The sequence below is a fragment of the Streptomyces sp. NPDC048416 genome (genome assembly GCF_043200435.1).
In the GTDB taxonomy this organism is placed as follows: domain Bacteria; phylum Actinomycetota; class Actinomycetes; order Streptomycetales; family Streptomycetaceae; genus Streptomyces.
In genome coordinates this window covers 938-18,342 of sequence record NZ_JBICXU010000008.1, presented here as the reverse complement: position 1 = coordinate 18,342, position 17,405 = coordinate 938, and the positions used below count along the sequence as shown (strand labels likewise).

The following is a 17,405-nucleotide window of genomic DNA, read 5'->3' as shown; positions in this document are numbered from 1 at the left end:
CCGCATGCGGTGCCGTCCCGGGGTCGGACCCCGGGTCCCGCAGGACGAGAGGTGGGCGCAGTGGACACGCAGGGCGGGATCACCGTGCAGCGGGCGCTTGAACTGCCGGGGCTGCGCGGGGGCCTCCCGGAGGTCGTCGCGGGAGCCGACCGGCTCCAGCGCACCGTGCGCTGGGTGCACGCCGGCGAGGCGCCCAACATCGCCTCGCTGCTCAAGGGCGGGGAGCTGCTGCTGACCACCGGCATCGGCCTCGGCACCCGCCCCGCCGAGCAGCGCGCGTTCGTACGGCGGCTCGCCGAGCGCGGCATCGCCGCCCTCGTCGTCGAGCTCGGCCCGCGCTTCGCCCGGCTCCCGGCCACCCTGGTCGAGAGCGCGCGCGCCGCCGGGCTCCCCCTCGTCCAGCTGCATCGCGAGGTGCCGTTCGTCACGGTGACCGAGGAGATCCACACCGAGATCGTCAACGGCCACTACGCGCTGCTGCAACGTGCCGAGGAGGTCCACCGGCGCTGTACGGGCGCGCTGCTGGGCGGCGGTGGCATCCCCCAGGTCCTGGGCATCCTGGCCGACTTCACCGCCAACCCGGTCTTTTTGGAGACCCCCGACGGGCAGCTCCTGTACGCCGCGGCCTGCGAGGCGGGCGACGCGGCGGCCGATCCGCTCCAGGTCTGGGAGGGGCTGCGCGGCCGGCGCGAGGCCCGCGCCTCGGGCCCGCCGGTGGGCGCGGTCCTGGTCGACGTGCCCGGCGGCGGCCCCGGCGCGGGTTCGGTACGGGCCCGCCTGGCGCTGCTCGCGGTGGGCGCGCCCCTGCTGCCGGTGCACCGCATGGCCGCCGAGCGGGCCGCGGGCATCCTGGCGGTCGTCCTCATGCAGGCCCGCCAGGAGGAGGAGCTTGCGGCGCGCGGCCGCGGCGACTTCCTGACCGACCTCGCCGAGGGCCGCATCACGCCCGACGACGCGCCCGGTCAGGCCAAGGTCCTCGGTTTCAGGCCCGGCGACGGGCCGCTCCTGCCGGTCGTGATGCGCCTCGCGTCCGAACTCGCCCCGACGGGCAACTGGGCGGTCCTCGCGCGGGCCGTCCTCGAAGAGCTGTCCTCGGTGGGTGTGCCCGTCCTGCTCGGCGTACGCCCCGTCGAAGGCCGGGTGCCGCTGCTGCTCGGGCTGCGTTCGGAGTCGGAGCGCACCGCGGTCGCCGACCGGGTCGCGGCGGCCCTGCGGGCCGGCGTCGAACGCGCCGGGCTCATGGGCGCGCGGGCCGGGACGCAGCCCGTGGTCGTGGTCGGCGTGGCGGGCGGCTGGGCCGCGGCGGGCGCGGGTCTTCGGCACGCGGCGGAGACGGCGGCCGCGGCGCAGGGCCTGCCCGAGCGGCCCTGGTACGACGCCCGGCGCCTCGACATCGACCTGCTGCTGTGGCGGCTGCGCGAGCACCCCGACCTCGCGGCGTTCGTGGAGCGGGCGATCGGCCCGCTCCAGGCACACGACCGGGCCTCCCGCCCGCCGCTGCTGCCCACCTTGGAGACCTACCTCGCCCACGCCGGCCGCAAGGCGGAGACCGCCCGCGAGCTCCATCTCAACCGGCAGACCCTGTACAACCGGCTGGCCCGCATCGCGGACCTCCTGGGCACCGATCTGGACGACCCGCAGACGGTGCTCGCCCTCTCGCTCGCGCTGCGGGCCCGTCGGCACGCGGCCGGTTAGGGGGTGTCTGGTGGATCAGGGTCGGTCAGGGTGCGGCGCCTGGTGCGGTGCATCGCAAGGCGCCGGAACGTCGTGATAGCGGAGCTATCGGGGCGTTTCGGCAACGCCGCGAGGTGCCGTGCCAGGCGCCGCACCCCCGGCCATGATCCACCAGACACCCCCTAGGGCACGCGCCGCCGAGGCCGGGTGTGTCTCAGGCGCCTGCCAACTCGTCGTAGACGGCGAGGACTTGAGCGACCGTTTCGTCCTCGGTGGGCCAGCTCTCGGCCTGCGCGAGCCCCGCCGCGGCCAGCGTGTGGCGCGCCCCGGGGTCCGCGAGCAGGCCCACGACGGCGTCCGCGAGCGCTTCGGCGTCCCCGTACGGCACGAGCAGGGCCGCGTCCCCGACCAGCTCGGGCACCCCGCCCACGGCCGTGGCGACCAGCGGCACGCCCAGGCGCAGCGCCTCCTGCGCGAGCAACGAGCGGGCCTCCCAGCGGCTGGGCAGGATCGCGATGTCGGCGGCGGCCAGCAGCTCGGTGATGTCGTCGCGCCGGCCGATGAGCCTGACCGGCAGGCGATCCTCCTCGATCCGTCGTTGCAGGGCGGGCCGCGCGTGCCCCTCCCCCGCGATGACGAGCAGCGGCGTGGCGTCGAGGTCGCGCCAGGTACGGGCCGCTTCCAGCAGCACCTCGTACCCGCGGTGCTCGACCAGACTGCCCACGGCCATCAGCAACGGCCGTTCCACGGCGCCCAGTTCGGCCCGGGCCTTGCCGTCCGCGTGCCCGCTGGGCAGCCGCGGGGCGGGGACGGCGACCGGCGCGAGCCGGGCATCGCGCGCGCCACGGCTGCGGGCCCGGTCGACGAGCTCGGAGGAGGCGGCGAGCACCACGGCGGCGGCCCGCACGACGCGGCGCTCCACCAGCCGCAGCACCTGCCCTCGGGCGCCCTGCGCGTGTGAGCGGGTGTGCCAGGTGACGACGAGCGGCACGCCCCTCCTGCCGTGCAGCGCGAGCGCGGCGCGGGCCGCGGCGTGCAGGCCGTGCGCGTGCACGACGTCGGCGTCGGCGCAGGCGGCACGCAGCGCGCCGACCGCCGCCGGGTCGCCGCGCCGCGCCACCGGCACGAAGAAGGCGCCCGCGCCGCGGAAGTCGTACTCCCCCTCAAGGCCGGCGGGGGCGCAGACGGTGACGCGTACGCCCCGCGCGACCAGGCCGGCCGCCAGCGACCTGACGTGCGCGCTGCTGCCCGCACTGCCACCGCCCAGCACTTGGACCGTACGCAGCTGTGACACGTGAACAGGCTCCCGGAGCGGACGGGTCGGCGGTGGAGGTCGGTGGTGCCCGGCCAAGGATGCCAGTCCGTACGGGCGTTCCGGGACCGTCCGGAGGTTCCTGCCGCGCCGGACCGGGGATCCCCGCCCCCAAAACACCCCCACGGGTGAACGACCGTGCCGCGCCGAACAGGGCGCCACCCCCATGAACCCGACCCCTCGCACCCCGGCTGCGGACCGTGCGGGACCGTGCGCGCAGTTCCCCGCGCCCCTGGGTGGGCTGCCCCTGGCAGGGTGCCCCGCAGCAACCACCCCAGCCGTCTGGAGCCGAGCCTCAGGCCCCCGGCTGCAGACCGTGCGGGGCCGTGCGCGCAGTTCCCCGCGCCCCTGGGTGGGCCGCCCCAGACAGGGTGCCCAGCAGAAGCCACCCCAGCCCGTCCGGCGCGCCCCAGGGTGGGCTGCCCTTGGCAGGGTGCCCAGCAGAAGCCACCCCAGCCCGTCCGGCGTTTGAGGACGAGCGCCGTTCAGGCGCGGCACGGGGTCTGGGGCGGAGCCCCAGGGACCCCGGCTGCGAACCGTGCGGGGCCGGTCGCGCAGTTCCCCGCGCCCCTGGGTGGGCTGCCCTGGGCAGGGTGCCCAGCAGCAACCACCCCAACCTCGGCTGCGGACCATGCGGGGCCGGGCGCACAGGTCCCCGCGCCCCTGGGTGGGCCGCCCCTGGCGGGGTGCCCAGCAGCAACCACCCCAGCCCGTCCGGCGCTTGAGGACGAGCGCCGTTCAGGCGCGGCACGGGGTCTGGGGCGGAGCCCCAGGGACCCCGGCTGCGGACCGTGCGGGGCCGGGCGCACAGGTCCCCGGGCCAGGGCCGGCTGACCACGGCGGGGTGGGGGCGGAGCCCGGGGTCAGCCGTCCGCGCGGGCCGTGGCGAGAAGTTCCTCCGCATGGGCCCGCGCCGTCTCGGAGTCCTCCTGCCCCGCCAGCATGCGCGACAGCTCACGCACCCGGTCCTCGCCCTCCAGGACCGTGACGCCGGACCGGGTGACCGTGCCGTCGTTGGTCTTCTCGACCAGGAGCTGACGGTCGGCGAACGCCGCGACCTGCGGCAGATGCGTGACCACCACGACCTGCGCCGACTTGGCGAGCTTCGCGAGCCGCCGGCCGATCTCGACCGCCGCCTTGCCGCCGACACCCGCGTCGACCTCGTCGAAGAGGTACGTGGGCACCGGGTCCGTGCCCGCGAAGACGACCTCGACCGCAAGCATGACCCGGGAGAGCTCACCGCCGGACGCGCCCTTGGCGATCGGCCGGGGCGGCGCGCCCGGGTGCGGGGCCAGAAGCAGTTCGACCTCGTCGGCGCCGGTCGGCCCGTACGCCACGGCCCTGCCGCCCACGTGGACACCCGAAGCCTCGTCGACGGACTCGTTCTGGCCGACCGCGAACGACACCCGCGCGTGCGGCATCGCGAGAGAGGCGAGCTCGGCGGTGACGGCCTCGGCGAACCGGGCCGCCGCCTCGGTACGGGCGTCCGTCAACGCCTGGGCCAGCACGGACAGTTCGTCGCGAAGGCCGTCCCGTTCGGCGGTCAGCTGCTCGATCCGGTCGTCGTCGCCGTCGAGTTCGGTCAGCCGCGCCGCACCCTGCTGCGACCAGGCGAGCACGGCCGTGATGTCCTCGCCGTACTTGCGGGTCAGGGCGGTCAGCGAGGCCCGGCGCTCCTCCACGGCGGCGAGCCGCAGCGGGTCGGCGTCCAGGTCGTCGGCGTATCCGGCGAGTTCCCCGGCCACGTCGCCGAGCAGGATGGCGACCTCACCGATGCGTTCGGCGAGCGCGGCGAGGGCGGGGTCGTGGGACCGTACGGCCTCAAGAGCCCGGTGGGCACCGGCGACGAGGGTCGTCGCGTCCACGCTCTGCGGGTCCTCGGGATTGCCGGCGAGCGCCGCGTGGGCGACGGCCGCGGCCGAGGCGAGTGCTTCGGCGTGCCCGAGCCGTTCGGCCTCCGCCGCGAGCTCGACGTCCTCGCCCGGCAGCGGCTCCACCGCGGCGATCTCGTCGAGCCCGAAGCGCATGAGATCGGCCTCCTGCGCACGCTCGCGCGCCCGCGTGGTCAGCTCCTCCAGCTCGACGGCGACGGCCCGCAGCCGCCGGTAGGCACCGGCGTACTTGGCGAGCGGACCCGCCACCGCGTCACCGGCGTACCGGTCGAGGGCTTCGCGCTGCCTGGCCGGACGCAACAGGCCCTGCTGGTCGGTCTGGCCGTGCACCGCGACGAGGTCGTCGGCGAGCTCGGCGAGCATCCCGACCGGCACCGACCGCCCGCCGAGGTACGCCCGTGAGCGGCCCTCAGCGGAAACGGTACGGCTCACGAGCAGCGCACCGTCGTCGAGCTCCGCCCCGGCCTCCTCGGCGCGCAGCACGGCCGAGCTGCCGGGCCGCAGCGCGATCCGCCCCTCGACGACCGCCGCCTTGGCGCCGATCCGCACGAGCGCGGGGTCGGCACGGCCGCCGAGCAGCAGCCCCAGGCTGGTGACGACCATGGTCTTGCCCGCGCCGGTCTCGCCGGTCACCGCGGTGAAACCGGGTGACAGCTCGACGACAGCGTCGTCGATGACTCCGAGCGACCGTATCCGCATCTCCTCCAACACGGACACGACCTTACGAGGTCCTGGGCCCTGTGTGCGACGTGCCCCGTGCCGTCACCCTCTCGTGGAGGCCGAACCGTCGACGCGGGGGAAAGCCCCAGCATGATCGGGGGGCCCGCCGGATGGCCCTGGCGCCACCCCAGAAGCGAGCCTTGTCGCATGAGCACAGGACTGGCCCGATCCGCCCTGCGCGGCCACCGCCCGGCGTTCGTCGGCACGTTCGTGGCCGCGCTGTTCGCCGCGACCGTGGTGAGCGCGTCGATGACCCTGCTGGTCAGCACATCGACAAAGCGCTTGTCGGCGGGCGCACGCGACGAGATGTCGACGCATGACGTGGGCGACATGGCGGTCGTCATGCTCATCGGTTCCATCTACATGTCGATTTTCGTGATCGCCTCGACCATGGGCACCGCGATCACGCAGCAGCACAGGGAGCTCGCTCTGGTGCGGGCCGTCGGAGCCCGGCCCCGTCAGGTGCGGCGGGCCGTGGTGGTGCAGGCGGTCGCCGCCGCCGCGCCGGCCGCGGTGTGCGGGTTCCTGCTCGGCGGCGCGCTGCTCGGCCGCGTCTGGCTCACGGGACTGCGCGACCACGGCCTGGTGCCGGCCGAGGTGACGTACCGCTTCACGTGGTGGGCCCTGGTGGTCGCCCTGGCCGTCGCCGTGGTCACCTCCGCGCTCGCCGGCTTCCTCGCTGCGCTGCGCTTCTCGCTGCTGCGCCCGGCACGGGCCCTGGACGAGGCATCGGCGGGGCGGCGCGGGCTCGGCCGGGTACGGCCCGCGCTGGGCGTCCTCGCGGTGGCGGGCGGCGCCGCCCTTTCGGTGTCCCTTGCCCTCCAGTCATCGGACGACGCTGCGCAGGCCTCGTTCCTGGTGCTGCTGCTGTTCTGCGTCGGCGCGGGGCTGCTCGGCCCGAAGGTGGTCGGGCCCGCCGCCCGGCTGGTGTCGGCGCCGGCCCGCCGGTTCGGCGGCAGTGCGCGCCTGGCGATGCTCAACGTCCGCTCGCAGCCGCGCCGCTTCTCGGCCGCGGTGGTCCCGCTGGTCCTCGTCACCGGATTCGGGCTCACCAAGATCGCGATGCATACCACCGCGGCCCACTACACGGGTTCGGCGGGCAGCCCGGGCGAGGTCTGGCTCGACTACTTCGGCACCGCCCTCTACGCGGGCTTCGCCGCGATCGCCGCGGCCAACACCCTGGCGATGATCTCCTTCGAGCGGCGTCGCGACATCGCCCTGCTGCGGGTGGTGGGGGCGCTGCCCGGTCAGGTCCGCTCGATGGCCGCGTGGGAGGCGGGCATCGTCGCGGTGACGGCCCTTGTGCTGGGCGCGGTGGTCGCGCTTGCGACCCTGGCCCCGATGCTGACGGCGGCGTTCGGGTCGTGGCTCCCGTACCTGCCGTGGCCGATGGCGCTCGCCACGGCGGGCGGCGTCCTCGCACTGACTCTGCTGGCCACGGGAGTTCCGGTGCGCCGGACCCTGCGCGGGCGGGCGATCAGAATGCTGGCCGCATCCTGACGCCCGCCGCGCGGCAAACGGCAGGACCGCTCGGCCGGTGCGGCGTCCTGAAGGCCCGCCCTCCGGCAGGACCGGTCAGCGCTGTGTTCTGAAGCCCGCCTTTCGGCAGCACCAGTCAGCACCGCGTCCTGAAAGCCCCCCCCTCCGGCAGAACCCGGGTGAAGTCAACAGAACCGGTCAGTGCGGCGCTCCGCGCCACCCCTGCACCGGCAGCGCGAACTTGGCGACCAGACGGTCCGTGAACGACGCGTGGTGCAGCCGCGCGAGCCGTACCGGCACGGCACCTCGCCGCACCTCCACCCGCGCCCCCGCGGGCAGTTCGACCGTACGGCGCCCGTCGCACCACAGCACGCCGTGCGGCGTGTGCGGCTGCACCTCGACCGCGAGCACCGACGTGGGCGAGGTGACCAGGGGCTTGGCGAACAGCGCGTGCGCGCTGATCGGCACCATGAGCAGCGCCTCGACCTCGGGCCACACCACGGGCCCGCCGGCCGAGAAGGCGTACGCCGTCGAACCGGTCGGGGTGGCGCACACGATGCCGTCGCAGCCGAACCCGGTGACGGGCCGGCCGTCGATCTCCAGGACGACCTCCAGCATCCGCTCGGGCGAGACCTTCTGGACGGCCGCCTCGTTGAGGGCCCAGTCCCGGTGCACCACGGTCCCGTTGTTGTGCACGAGCACGTCGAGCGTCATCCGCTCCTCGACCTCGTAGGCACGCGTCACGACACGGTCGACGACCTTGTCCAGGTCGTCGCGCTCGGCCTCCGCGAGGAAGCCGACGCGGCCCAGGTTGACGCCGAGCATCGGAACGCCGGACGCCCGGGCGAGCTCGGCGCCGCGCAGCAGGGTGCCGTCACCGCCGAGGACGATCAGCAGTTCACAGTCGTCGAGGCATTCGGGGTTGGCGTCCTCGACGATCTCCGGCTCGGCGGGCAGCGGCAGGTCGGCCGCCTCCGCGCGCAGGACGCGCACGCCGATGCCGCTGCGCAGCAGGCCCCTGACGACCAGCTCCGCGCTGCGGATGGCCGCGGGTCTTCCGGTGTGCGCGAGCAGGAACACGGTGCGTGCCGCCGCCGTGCCGTTCTCCTGCTTGTTCTCCGGGGTGTTCTCCGACGGGCTCAACGGGGTCCCTCCGCCACTGCGCGCTCCACGTCCGCGGGATCCAGCGCGGGCGCTCCGGCCCGCAGCCACAGAAAGTACTCGACGTTGCCGGAGGGCCCGGGCAGCGGGCTGGCCGTCACACCGACCACGCCGAGGCCGAGCGCGGCCGCCTGCGCCGCCACCGTCCGCACCGTCTCGGCCCGCAGCTCGGGGCTGCGCACGACGCCGCCGCTGCCGAGCCGGTCCTTGCCGATCTCGAACTGCGGCTTGACCATGAGGACCAGGTCCGCGTCGGGCGCCGAGCAGCGCACGAGGGCCGGCAGCACCAGGCCGAGCGCGATGAAGGACAGGTCTCCCACCACGAGGTCGGCGGGCTGCCCGTCGATGTCGTCGAGCGTCAACTCGCGTACGTTCGTACGGTCCTTCACGGTGACCCGGTCGTCACTCTGGAGGGACCACGCGAGCTGTCCGTAGCCCACGTCGACGGCGACGACATGGCCGGCTCCGGCGCGCAGCAGCACATCGGTGAAGCCGCCCGTCGAGGCGCCCGCGTCGAGCGCGCGCCGTCCCTCGATCTTCAGCCCCTGCGGGACGAACGCCTCGAACGCCCCGGCCAGCTTGTGGCCGCCGCGCGAGACGTAGTCGGGGTCGCTGTCGTCGTCCACCACCACGATCGCCGCTGCGGTCTCGACCTGGGTGGCGGATTTGGTGGCGACGGTCTTGCCGACGCTCACCCGCCCCGCGGCGATCAGCTGGGCGGCGTGCTCCCGCGACCGTGCGAGTTTCCGGCGCACCAGCTCGGCGTCGAGGCGGCGGCGTGCCACTCCTGCCACGTCTCGTTCAGCTCCTGTAAGTCGTAGGTGTCGGCGGCCCGGCGGGCCGTCAGGGGCGGTGATCGGCCAACGGCCGGGCCGGGCCGGAGGTTCCCGGCGCCGCCCCCGGTCCGGGGGCCGGCCCCCGGTGGGCGTCGAGTGCGCTCAGTGCGTCGCGCAGCCCACGGTGTACATCCTCGTACACACCCAGGTGGCCCTCGGTACCGAGGCGGTCGACGTCCCCCAGCCGCTCGATCTGGGCGTCGACCCCGGCGTGGCCGGTGGGGACGCGGGGCACGCCCAGGGCCGAGGGGCCTGCCACCTCGGGTTCCGCCGTGGCGTACGCGCCGGACTGCGCCTCGGAAGCGGGCGGCGCGGGCGGCATCGAGTCGTTCATGCCAAGACGCTACCGCGAAGCCCTGCGGTACGGTCGGTGACGATGGCGACCATGCAGGAGTGCCGCGGCGCACTCGACAGACTTTCGGACAATCTGGCCCGGGCGGAGGGTGACGTGCACGCCGCGGCCGCGCTCGACCGCTCCCTGAGCTGCCACATCACCGATCTGGACGCCACGTTCGTGGGCCGTCTGCGCGACGGCCGCATCGCGGTCCTCGACACGGTGCCGGGGCCGCCACGCGACAAGGCGCAGATCCGGCTCGCCATGACGGGTGACGATCTGGTGGCGATGGTGGGGGGCGAGCTCAACTTCGCGAAGGCGTGGGCGTCGGGGAGGGTCCGCCTGGAAGCGGGCTTCCGCGACTTGCTCCGCCTACGCGCCCTGCTCTGACCGTGCCCTGACCGTACGCGGTCTGCTCGCGCCCTGCTCTGACCGGCCCTGCCCGTACGCGGCCCTGCTCGCGCCCCGTTCTGACCCACTCTGACCGTACGCGGCCCTGCTCACACCCCGCTCTGACCGGCCTTGACCGTACGCGGCCCTCCGCGGGCAGTTCCCCGCGCCCCTGACAGCACCCTTGAGGCGCGAACGGGGTTCGGGGCGGAGCCCCAGGGACCGTCCTCAGCCGGCCCGAACCGCCCGCCGCCGAGCCGCCGGCACCACCAGCGGTGTCCCCGTCTCAGGATCGGGAATCACCTGGCACCGCACCCCGAACACCCGCTCCACCAGCTCGGAGGTGACCACCCGGGACGGCGGCCCCTCCGCCACCACCTCCCCCTCCCTCATGGCGATGAGATGCGTGGCGTACCGAGCCGCCTGGTTGAGGTCGTGCAGCACCGCCACCAGCGTGCGCCCCTGCTCCTCGTGCAGCTGGGCACACAGGTCGAGCACCTCGAACTGGTGCTGGATGTCCAGGAACGTCGTGGGCTCGTCGAGCAGCAGCAGCGGCGTCTGCTGGGCCAGCGCCATGGCGATCCAGACGCGCTGGCGCTGTCCGCCGGACAGCTCGTCGACGTACCGCTCCCCGAGCCCCCCGACCCCCGTCGCGTCCATGGACTCCCGCACGATCCGCTCGTCCTCGGGCGACCACTGCCGCAGCAGCCCCTGGTGGGGGTAGCGCCCGCGCGCCACGAGGTCCCCCACCGTGATCCCGTCCGGCGCGATGGAGGACTGCGGAAGCAGCCCCAGCGTCCGAGCCACCTTCTTCGCGGGCAGCGCGTGGATGGACTGCCCGTCGAGCAGCACCCGCCCCTCGCTCGGCTTGAGCATCCGGGACAGCGCCCGCAGCAGGGTCGACTTGCCGCATGCGTTGGGTCCGACGATCACCGTGAAGGAGTGGTCGGGGATCTCGACCGACAGGTCCTTGGCGATCACCCGCTGGTCGTAGCCGAGGGTGACCGATTCGGCGCTGAGGCGCTGCATGCTCGTACTCCTGGTAGAAGTGCCGGAATTCGCAAGGGAGTTGACCGCGACGGAGCCGTCCGCAGGGGAGCCGGATGAAGGGACGGGTGTCGCACGCCGGCTCATATCCGGCCCGCCCGGCGCTCGGTGACGAGCAGCCACAGCAGATAGACGCCGCCGACCATCCCGGTCAGCACCCCCACCGGCAGTGTGCTCTCGCCGAACAGCCGCTGCGCGCCCCAGTCCGCGACGACCAGGAGCGCCGCTCCCATGCACGCGGACGCGAGGATGTTGGGCCCGGTGGCCCGGGTGAGGCGCCGGGCCAGCTGCGGCGCGGTCAGCGCGACGAAGGCGATGGGCCCGGCGGCCGCGGTCGCCGATGCGTTGAGCAGGACGGCACTGAGCATCAGGACGGTACGGGTCCGCTGGACGGGCACACCGAGCGCGTACGCCGCGTCGTCACCCATCTCCAGCATGCGCAGCGGGCGCCCGTAGGCGAGGACCACCGGCAGGAGCACCACGAACAGGACGAGCAGCGGCCACACCTGCGCCCAGTCGCGCCCGTCGAGGGAGCCGGTGAGCCAGACCATCGAGCGGGCGGCGTCGACCAGGGTCGACTTGGTGAGCAGATAGTGGATGCAGGCGGTGAGCATCGCTGCCGCCCCAATGCCCACGAGCACGAGGCGGTAGCCGTGCACACCCTTCTTCCACGCCAGCAGATACACCGCCACACCGGTCGCGAGTCCGCCGGCCAGCGCGCCGAGGGAGACCGCGAACGCGCCGCCGTGGAAGAACACGATGACCGTGAGCGCACCGACCGAGGAGCCCTGCCCGAAGCCGATGACGTCCGGACTGCCCAGCGGATTGCGGGAGATGGACTGGAAGAGCGTGCCGGAGATGCCGAGCGAGGCACCTACCAGGAGGGCCACCAGCACGCGCGGCAGGCGCAGTTCGTTGATGATGAAGTCCTGGGCGGGGGTGCCGGAGCCGAGCAGTCCGCGTACGACATCGGCGGGGGCGATCGTGAAGTCGCCGGTGCCGATCAGGACGACCGCGGCGGCGAGCGCCAGCAGGGCGAGCCCGCCGACCACGGCCATCGCGCGCGGCTCGGCCCGGAAGGACAGGCCGCCGGGGGTACGTATCGCCTTCACAGCTGGGCCATCCTCCTGCGCCGTACGAGATAGATGAAGACGGGCCCGCCGATGAGCGCGGTGACGATGCCCACCTGGAGTTCGGCGGGCCGCGTGATGACCCGCCCCACCACGTCGGAGCCGAGCAGCAGCACGGGCGAGAGCACGGCCGCGTACGGCAGGATCCAGCGCAGGTCGGGCCCGGTGATGGCACGGACGATGTGGGGCACCATGAGCCCGATGAACACGATCGGCCCGCACGCGGCGGTCGCGGCCCCGCACAGCACGGTGATCACGACCATCGAGGTGACGCGGGTCCGGGTCAGATGGGCGCCGAGCGCGCGGGCGGTGTCGTCGCCCATGGCCATCGCGTTGAGCGGCCGGGCGAGCAGCAGGGCGACGACGATTCCGACGAGGATGAACGGTGCGACCTTGCGGACGGTTCCCATGTCCGCCGATGCGAGCGAGCCGACCTGCCAGAACCGGAGCTGGTTGAGGGCGGCGGAGTCGGTGAGCTGGACGGCGTTGATGTAGCCGTAGAGCGCGGCGCTCGCCGCCGTCCCCGCGAGCGCGAGCCGCACCGGGGTCGCGGCCCGGCTGCCGCCGAGCAGGTACACCGCCGCCGACACGACACCCGCGCCGAGGAACGCGAACCACACGTATCCGGTGAGGGAGTTGACGCCGAGGAAGCTGATGGCGGAGACGACGGCGGCGGCCGCTCCGGCGTTGACCCCGAGGATGCCGGGCTCGGCGAGCGGGTTGCGGGTGAGCGCCTGCATGACCGCGCCGGCCAGCCCGAGCGCGGCCCCGACGAGCAGACCGAGCAGCGTGCGCGGCACCCGCACGTCGTGCACGAGAACGTCGTTGGCGGTGCCGGATCCGTGGAAGAGGCCGTGCCAGACGTCGCCGAGCGGCATGGGTTTCGCGCCGACCGCGACGCTCGCGACGACGACGAGCGCCAGCACGCCCACGGACACGAGCAGACCGGCGGCGCGCAGCGTACGGCGCTTCGCGGTCGGGGCCGGAGGCACGGAGGTGGCCCCGCCGCGCGGCTGAGGAGGACTGTCTACCAACACGCAAGTTAGGTTAGCCTACCCTGCGCGTTGTCGAGAGCGCCCCCGCGCGAAGCCTCAGAGCCCCAAGCGCGCAAGCACCTTCGCCGCGTCCAGCTCACAGACGCCGTCCCCGGCCCGACTCCAGGCCGCCGCGCACAGCGCCCGCAGCCCGTCCATCGCCTCCCCGTCCCCGTCCAGCGCAAACTCCCCGTCGGCGATGGACGCGGTCCACCCTCCGCACGCGAACCCCCCGCCCGCCTCGGTCACTTCGGGCTGCCCGGTCAGCAGGCCGCGCAGATCGGCGTCCACGAAGGTGGGCCGGTGCTCGGGGCGTGCGGCCAGGAGCTGGGCGCCGTCCGTCACGCCGGTCAGCACGAGCAGCGAGTCGACGCCACCGTTGAAGGCTCCCTCGATGTCCGTGTCGAGCCGGTCCCCGACCACCAGGGGCCGCTCGGCGCCGGTCCGCAGCACCGTCTCGCGGTGCATCGGCGGCAGCGGCTTTCCGGCCACTTGGGGATCGGCGCCGGTCGCGATGCGTACGACCTCGACCGCCGCACCGTTGCCGGGCGCGATACCCCGCCCGCTGGGAATCGTCAGATCGACATTCGACGCGAACCAGGGAAGCCCGCGGGCCACCGCGTAGGAGGCCTCCGCGAACCGTGACCACGTGATGTCCGGGCCCCCGTAGCCCTGCACGACGGCGACCGGCTCGTCGTCGGCCGACTCCACCGGTACGAGCCCGCGCTCGGTCAGCGCGACCCGCAGGCCCTCGCCGCCGATCAGCAACACCTTTGATCCCTGCGGCAGTTGATCGGACACCAGCCGGGCCACCGCCTGCGCCGACGTGATGACGTCCGTCGGCCCGGCGGGCACCCCGAGCTCCGTCAGGTGCTCGGCGACCGCGTCCGGCGTCCGCAGCGCGTTGTTGGTCACATACGCGAGACGCATCCCGCCGTCCCGCGCTTCGGCGAGCGCGTCGACGGCGTGCGCGATGGCCGCGCCCCCGGCGTAGACGACCCCGTCCAGATCCAGCAGAGCCGTGTCGTACGCCTCGCTCAGCGGCTGTTCGCTGCCGCGCGGCATGATCCGGCCGGTCTGGCTCATCTTCATCCACTCCTCGTTCGATGCTCTCCCCCCGATCATCGCGCATGCCCCAACCCCACATACCATGCACGGATGAGCACAACTGGGCGTGCGGACCTCGGGCTGCGCCTGATCCCGTTCCGCGGACTGCGCTATGTCCCCGAACGGGTCGGCAGCCTCGCTGCGGTGACCTCACCGCCGTACGACGTGGTGGTGCGCCCCGACGGGCTGCTCCACCTGGAGTCGGCGGACCCGTACAACATCGTCAGGCTCATCCTCCCGCAGGCGTCCTCACCGGCCGCCCGCAACCAGCAGGCAGCCCTGACCCTGGACGACTGGCTCGACGAGGGCGTCCTGGCACCGGACCCCGAGCCCGCCCTGTACGTCTACGAGCAGGAGGGCGACGGCATCCTCCAGCGAGGAGTGATCGGCGCGCTGGCCCTTTCGGAACCGGCCGAAGGCGTCGTCCTGCCGCACGAGGACGTCATGCCGCACGTCGTCGAGGACCGCGCGGCCCTCATGCGGACCACCGCCGCCCACCTCGAACCCCTGCTCCTCACCTACCACGGGAGCACCACAGCGACCGGCGCGAACGCCGTCATCGACCGCACCATCGCCCGCGAACCCCTCCTGCGCACCACGACGGAGGACGGTTTCAGCCACCGTCTGTGGGCCCTCACGGATCCGGCCGATCTCGCAGAGGTCCAGTCGGACCTGAGCGCCCACCAGGCGGTCATCGCCGACGGCCACCACCGCTGGGCCACCTATCTGCGCCTGCGCGACGAACAGTCCTCGCCCGGCCCCTGGGACTTCGGCCTGGTCCTCCTCGTCGACACGGCCCGCTACCCGCTGCGCGTCCGCTCCATCCACCGTCTCCTGCACCGGGTCCCGGTGGCCAAGGCGCTCGCCGCGGTCACGGCGGCCGACGCCTTCCGCGTCCGCACCCTCGACGTCCCGCTCGACCGCGCCATGGAAGCGCTCGCGCAGGCCGCCGCCGAAAGCAACGCCTTCCTGCTCGCGGGCGACGGCCGCTTCCACCTCCTGGACCGCCCGGACGAAGCGCTGCTCGCCCGCACGGTCCGCGCCGACCGGCCGCCGGCCTGGCGCTCCCTCGACGCGACGGTGCTGCACGCGACCCTCCTGGACGACATCTGGCGCATCCCCGACACCCCGGAGGAGATCGCGTACATCCACGACACGGCCGCCACGGTCGAGCAGGCGGAACGCCACGGCAAGACGGCGGTCCTGATGCATCCGGTCCGCGAGGAAGTCGTCCGTGACCTGGCCCGCCAGGGCGTCACCATGCCCCGCAAGTCGACCTCCTTCGGACCGAAACCGGCCACCGGTCTGGTGCTGCGCAGCCTGACCGTGAACTGACCAGGCCGAGGCCCGACCACAGAACGCAGAATTGCAGCACGCAGCACGCAGCACGTAGAACGCAAAAAAGAGGCGGCGCCCCGTGGGGGGCACCGCCTCTTTTCAGCTGTCAGACGTCACACCCCACGAGGTGTCAGGCGTCCTTGTCGCCGGACGGAGCACGCGTCGCGCCGGACTCGTCGCCCTTCACGGGCTTCTCCGCGTCGGCGTCGGCCGCGGGCTCGTCCAGGTCGACGTCGACGATCTCGGCGGCGCGCACCACATCGGTGTCGTCACCCTCGAACTCGTCCTCTTCCTCGCCCTCGTCGTCGAAGTCGGGGTCCTCGGGCAGGTCCACGACCTCGGTCGCGTCCGAGCCCTCGGGCCGCTCGGCACGAGTGGCGACGGCCTCGCCGTCCACGTCGTCCTCGGCCTCGGCCATGGCGTCGACGAAGTCGACACCGTCGAGCTCGGCGAGCCGGTCGGACGCGTCGGTCGTGCCGTCCTTGTCCGCCTCAAGAGCCTTGGCGAACCACTCGCGGGCCTCATCCTCACGCGTGGCCGCGAGAAGCGCGTCGGCGTACGCGTACCGCAGGCGCGCGGTCCACGGCTGTACGGAGTTCGACGCGAGCTCGGGGCTCTGGAGGGTCACGATGGCGGCGTCCAGCTGCCCCATGTCGCGACGCGCACCGGCCGCGACCAGGCGCATCTCGACCTGGCCGGGCTTGTCGAGCTTCTGCACCTCGGGCTCGCCGGCCATCGCGAGCGCCCGCTCGGGACGCCCGAGCCCACGCTCGCAGTCCGCCATCACGGGCCAGAGTTCGACGGACCCGGTCATCCGACGCGCGGCACGGAACTCCGCGAGCGCTTCCGAGTACTTCTGAGTCGCGTACGCGGCGAAGCCGGCGGCCTCACGCACGGCGGCCACACGGGAGGCGAGCCGCAGCGCGATGCGCGAGTAGGCGTAGGCCTGCTCGGGCTCGTCGTCGATGAGCCGCGCCACCATCACCAGGTTGCACGCGACCTCTTCGGCGAGCCCCTTGGGCAGGCTCATCAGTTCCTGACGAACGCCCTCGTCGATCTCGTTGCCGGTGACGTCCTCGTCGATCGGCAGCCGCTTGACGGGCTCACGGTCGCGGTCCCGGTCCCGGTCGTCCCGACGCCCGTAGCCACCACGGTCGTCACGGGCACGGTCGTCGCGGCCGCGGTCGTCACGCCGGTCGTCACGCCCGCGGTACCCACCGCGGTCGCCACCCCGGTCACCACGGTCGCCCCGGTCGTCGCGGCGGAACCCACCACGGTCGTCATCACGACGGGGAGCCGGGCGGTCATCGCGCCGGAAGCCGCCACGCTCGTCGTCGCGACGGGGGGCCGGACGGTCATCACGACGGGGGTACGAGCTACCACCACCACGGCTGTCGTCACGACGCCCGTACGGGCTGCCACCGCCACGGTTGTCATCGCGACGGAAGCCACCGCCACCGGCGCCGCCACCACGGTTGTCATCACGACGGAACCCACCACGGTCATCGTCACGACGGGGAGCCGGACGGTCATCACGACGGGGGTACGAGCTACCACCACCACGGCTGTCGTCACGACGCCCGTACGAGCTGCCGCCCCCGCGGTTGTCGTCACGGCGGAAGCCACCGCCACCGGCGCCGCCACCACGGTTGTCATCACGACGGAACCCACCACGGTCGTCATCACGACGGGGCGCGGGACGGTCGTCACGACGGGGGTACGAGCTACCGCCATCGGCGGGGCGACCACCACGGTCGTCACGCCGGAACCCACCGCGGTCGTCGTCACGACGGGGGGCCGGACGGTCATCACGACGGGGGTACGAGCTGCCACCACCACGGCTGTCGTCACGACGGAAGCCACCGCCACCGGCGCCGCCACCACGGTTGTCATCACGACGGAACCCACCACGGTCGTCATCACGACGGGGCGCGGGACGGTCGTCACGACG

15 protein-coding genes are annotated in these 17,405 nt (G+C 73.7%); 4 read left to right on the top strand and 11 right to left on the bottom strand.

The window, feature by feature from the left end; translation table 11 throughout:
* Positions 1 to 60: 60 nt before the first annotated feature.
* Positions 61 to 1,695 carry a PucR family transcriptional regulator gene (locus ACGFW5_RS13000; protein WP_393834260.1) on the top strand — a complete coding sequence of 545 codons (1,635 nt, stop codon included), beginning with the start codon at positions 61 to 63 and terminating at the stop codon, positions 1,693 to 1,695.
* A gap of 193 nt (positions 1,696 to 1,888) precedes the next feature.
* On the opposite strand, the gene ACGFW5_RS12995 is transcribed toward ACGFW5_RS13000, so the two are convergent.
* Together ACGFW5_RS12995 and recN are read right to left on the bottom strand one after the other, a co-directional pair.
* Positions 1,889 to 2,968 (bottom strand): glycosyltransferase family 4 protein, encoded by a 1,080-nt coding sequence (locus ACGFW5_RS12995; RefSeq protein WP_393834259.1) that lies wholly within the window; start codon positions 2,966 to 2,968, stop codon positions 1,889 to 1,891.
* An 881-nt stretch (positions 2,969 to 3,849) separates the two neighbouring features.
* Positions 3,850 to 5,595: a DNA repair protein RecN gene (gene recN, locus ACGFW5_RS12990; RefSeq protein ID WP_393834258.1), complete on the bottom strand. Its 1,746-nt coding sequence runs from the start codon at positions 5,593 to 5,595 to the stop codon at positions 3,850 to 3,852.
* 150 nt (positions 5,596 to 5,745) lie between these two features.
* Between recN and ACGFW5_RS12985 the strand changes: the two genes are divergently transcribed.
* Positions 5,746 to 7,098, top strand: a complete 1,353-nt coding sequence (locus ACGFW5_RS12985; protein WP_393834257.1) for an FtsX-like permease family protein — start codon at positions 5,746 to 5,748, stop codon at positions 7,096 to 7,098.
* Positions 7,099 to 7,275: 177 nt separating this feature from the next.
* On the opposite strand, the gene ACGFW5_RS12980 is transcribed toward ACGFW5_RS12985, so the two are convergent.
* From ACGFW5_RS12980 to ACGFW5_RS12970, 3 genes are read right to left on the bottom strand one after another with little or no spacing between them, the layout of a single operon-like run.
* Entirely contained in the window at positions 7,276 to 8,220 is a 945-nt protein-coding gene (locus tag ACGFW5_RS12980; RefSeq protein ID WP_393834256.1) for an NAD kinase, read from the bottom strand.
* Positions 8,217 to 9,032 carry a TlyA family RNA methyltransferase gene (locus tag ACGFW5_RS12975; RefSeq protein WP_393834255.1) on the bottom strand — a complete coding sequence of 272 codons (816 nt, stop codon included), beginning with the start codon at positions 9,030 to 9,032 and terminating at the stop codon, positions 8,217 to 8,219. The genes ACGFW5_RS12980 and ACGFW5_RS12975 overlap by 4 nt, the downstream gene beginning before the upstream one ends.
* A gap of 49 nt (positions 9,033 to 9,081) precedes the next feature.
* Positions 9,082 to 9,408 (bottom strand): hypothetical protein, encoded by a 327-nt coding sequence (locus ACGFW5_RS12970; protein WP_393834254.1) that lies wholly within the window; start codon positions 9,406 to 9,408, stop codon positions 9,082 to 9,084.
* Between the two features lie 42 nt (positions 9,409 to 9,450).
* Between ACGFW5_RS12970 and ACGFW5_RS12965 the strand changes: the two genes are divergently transcribed.
* Positions 9,451 to 9,798 (top strand): SCP2 sterol-binding domain-containing protein, encoded by a 348-nt coding sequence (locus ACGFW5_RS12965; protein ID WP_393834253.1) that lies wholly within the window; start codon positions 9,451 to 9,453, stop codon positions 9,796 to 9,798.
* Positions 9,799 to 10,026: 228 nt separating this feature from the next.
* Here the strand turns inward: ACGFW5_RS12965 and ACGFW5_RS12960 are convergent, their stop codons facing one another.
* The 4 genes from ACGFW5_RS12960 to ACGFW5_RS12945 all read right to left on the bottom strand — a co-directional run bounded on the left by ACGFW5_RS12960 (position 10,027) and on the right by ACGFW5_RS12945 (position 14,095).
* Entirely contained in the window at positions 10,027 to 10,827 is an 801-nt protein-coding gene (locus tag ACGFW5_RS12960) for an ABC transporter ATP-binding protein (RefSeq protein WP_393834252.1), read from the bottom strand.
* A gap of 101 nt (positions 10,828 to 10,928) precedes the next feature.
* A complete protein-coding gene (locus ACGFW5_RS12955; RefSeq protein ID WP_393834456.1) occupies positions 10,929 to 11,903 on the bottom strand; it encodes a FecCD family ABC transporter permease in 975 nt (324 codons plus the stop codon).
* Between the two features lie 50 nt (positions 11,904 to 11,953).
* A complete protein-coding gene (locus ACGFW5_RS12950) occupies positions 11,954 to 12,913 on the bottom strand; it encodes a FecCD family ABC transporter permease (RefSeq protein ID WP_393834455.1) in 960 nt (319 codons plus the stop codon).
* 153 nt (positions 12,914 to 13,066) lie between these two features.
* Positions 13,067 to 14,095 (bottom strand): HAD-IIA family hydrolase, encoded by a 1,029-nt coding sequence (locus tag ACGFW5_RS12945; protein ID WP_393834251.1) that lies wholly within the window; start codon positions 14,093 to 14,095, stop codon positions 13,067 to 13,069.
* A gap of 72 nt (positions 14,096 to 14,167) precedes the next feature.
* Here ACGFW5_RS12945 and ACGFW5_RS12940 point away from each other — a divergent pair, with 72 nt between their 5' ends.
* Positions 14,168 to 15,451, top strand: a complete 1,284-nt coding sequence (locus ACGFW5_RS12940; protein ID WP_393834250.1) for a DUF1015 family protein — start codon at positions 14,168 to 14,170, stop codon at positions 15,449 to 15,451.
* Positions 15,452 to 15,584: 133 nt separating this feature from the next.
* Here the strand turns inward: ACGFW5_RS12940 and ACGFW5_RS12935 are convergent, their stop codons facing one another.
* Together ACGFW5_RS12935 and ACGFW5_RS12930 are read right to left on the bottom strand one after the other, a co-directional pair.
* Positions 15,585 to 16,484 (bottom strand): hypothetical protein, encoded by a 900-nt coding sequence (locus ACGFW5_RS12935; protein WP_393834249.1) that lies wholly within the window; start codon positions 16,482 to 16,484, stop codon positions 15,585 to 15,587.
* The coding region (locus ACGFW5_RS12930; RefSeq protein WP_393834248.1) for a hypothetical protein at positions 16,484 to 17,405 on the bottom strand (922 nt) is incomplete at its 5' end. The genes ACGFW5_RS12930 and ACGFW5_RS12935, both read right to left, overlap by 1 nt.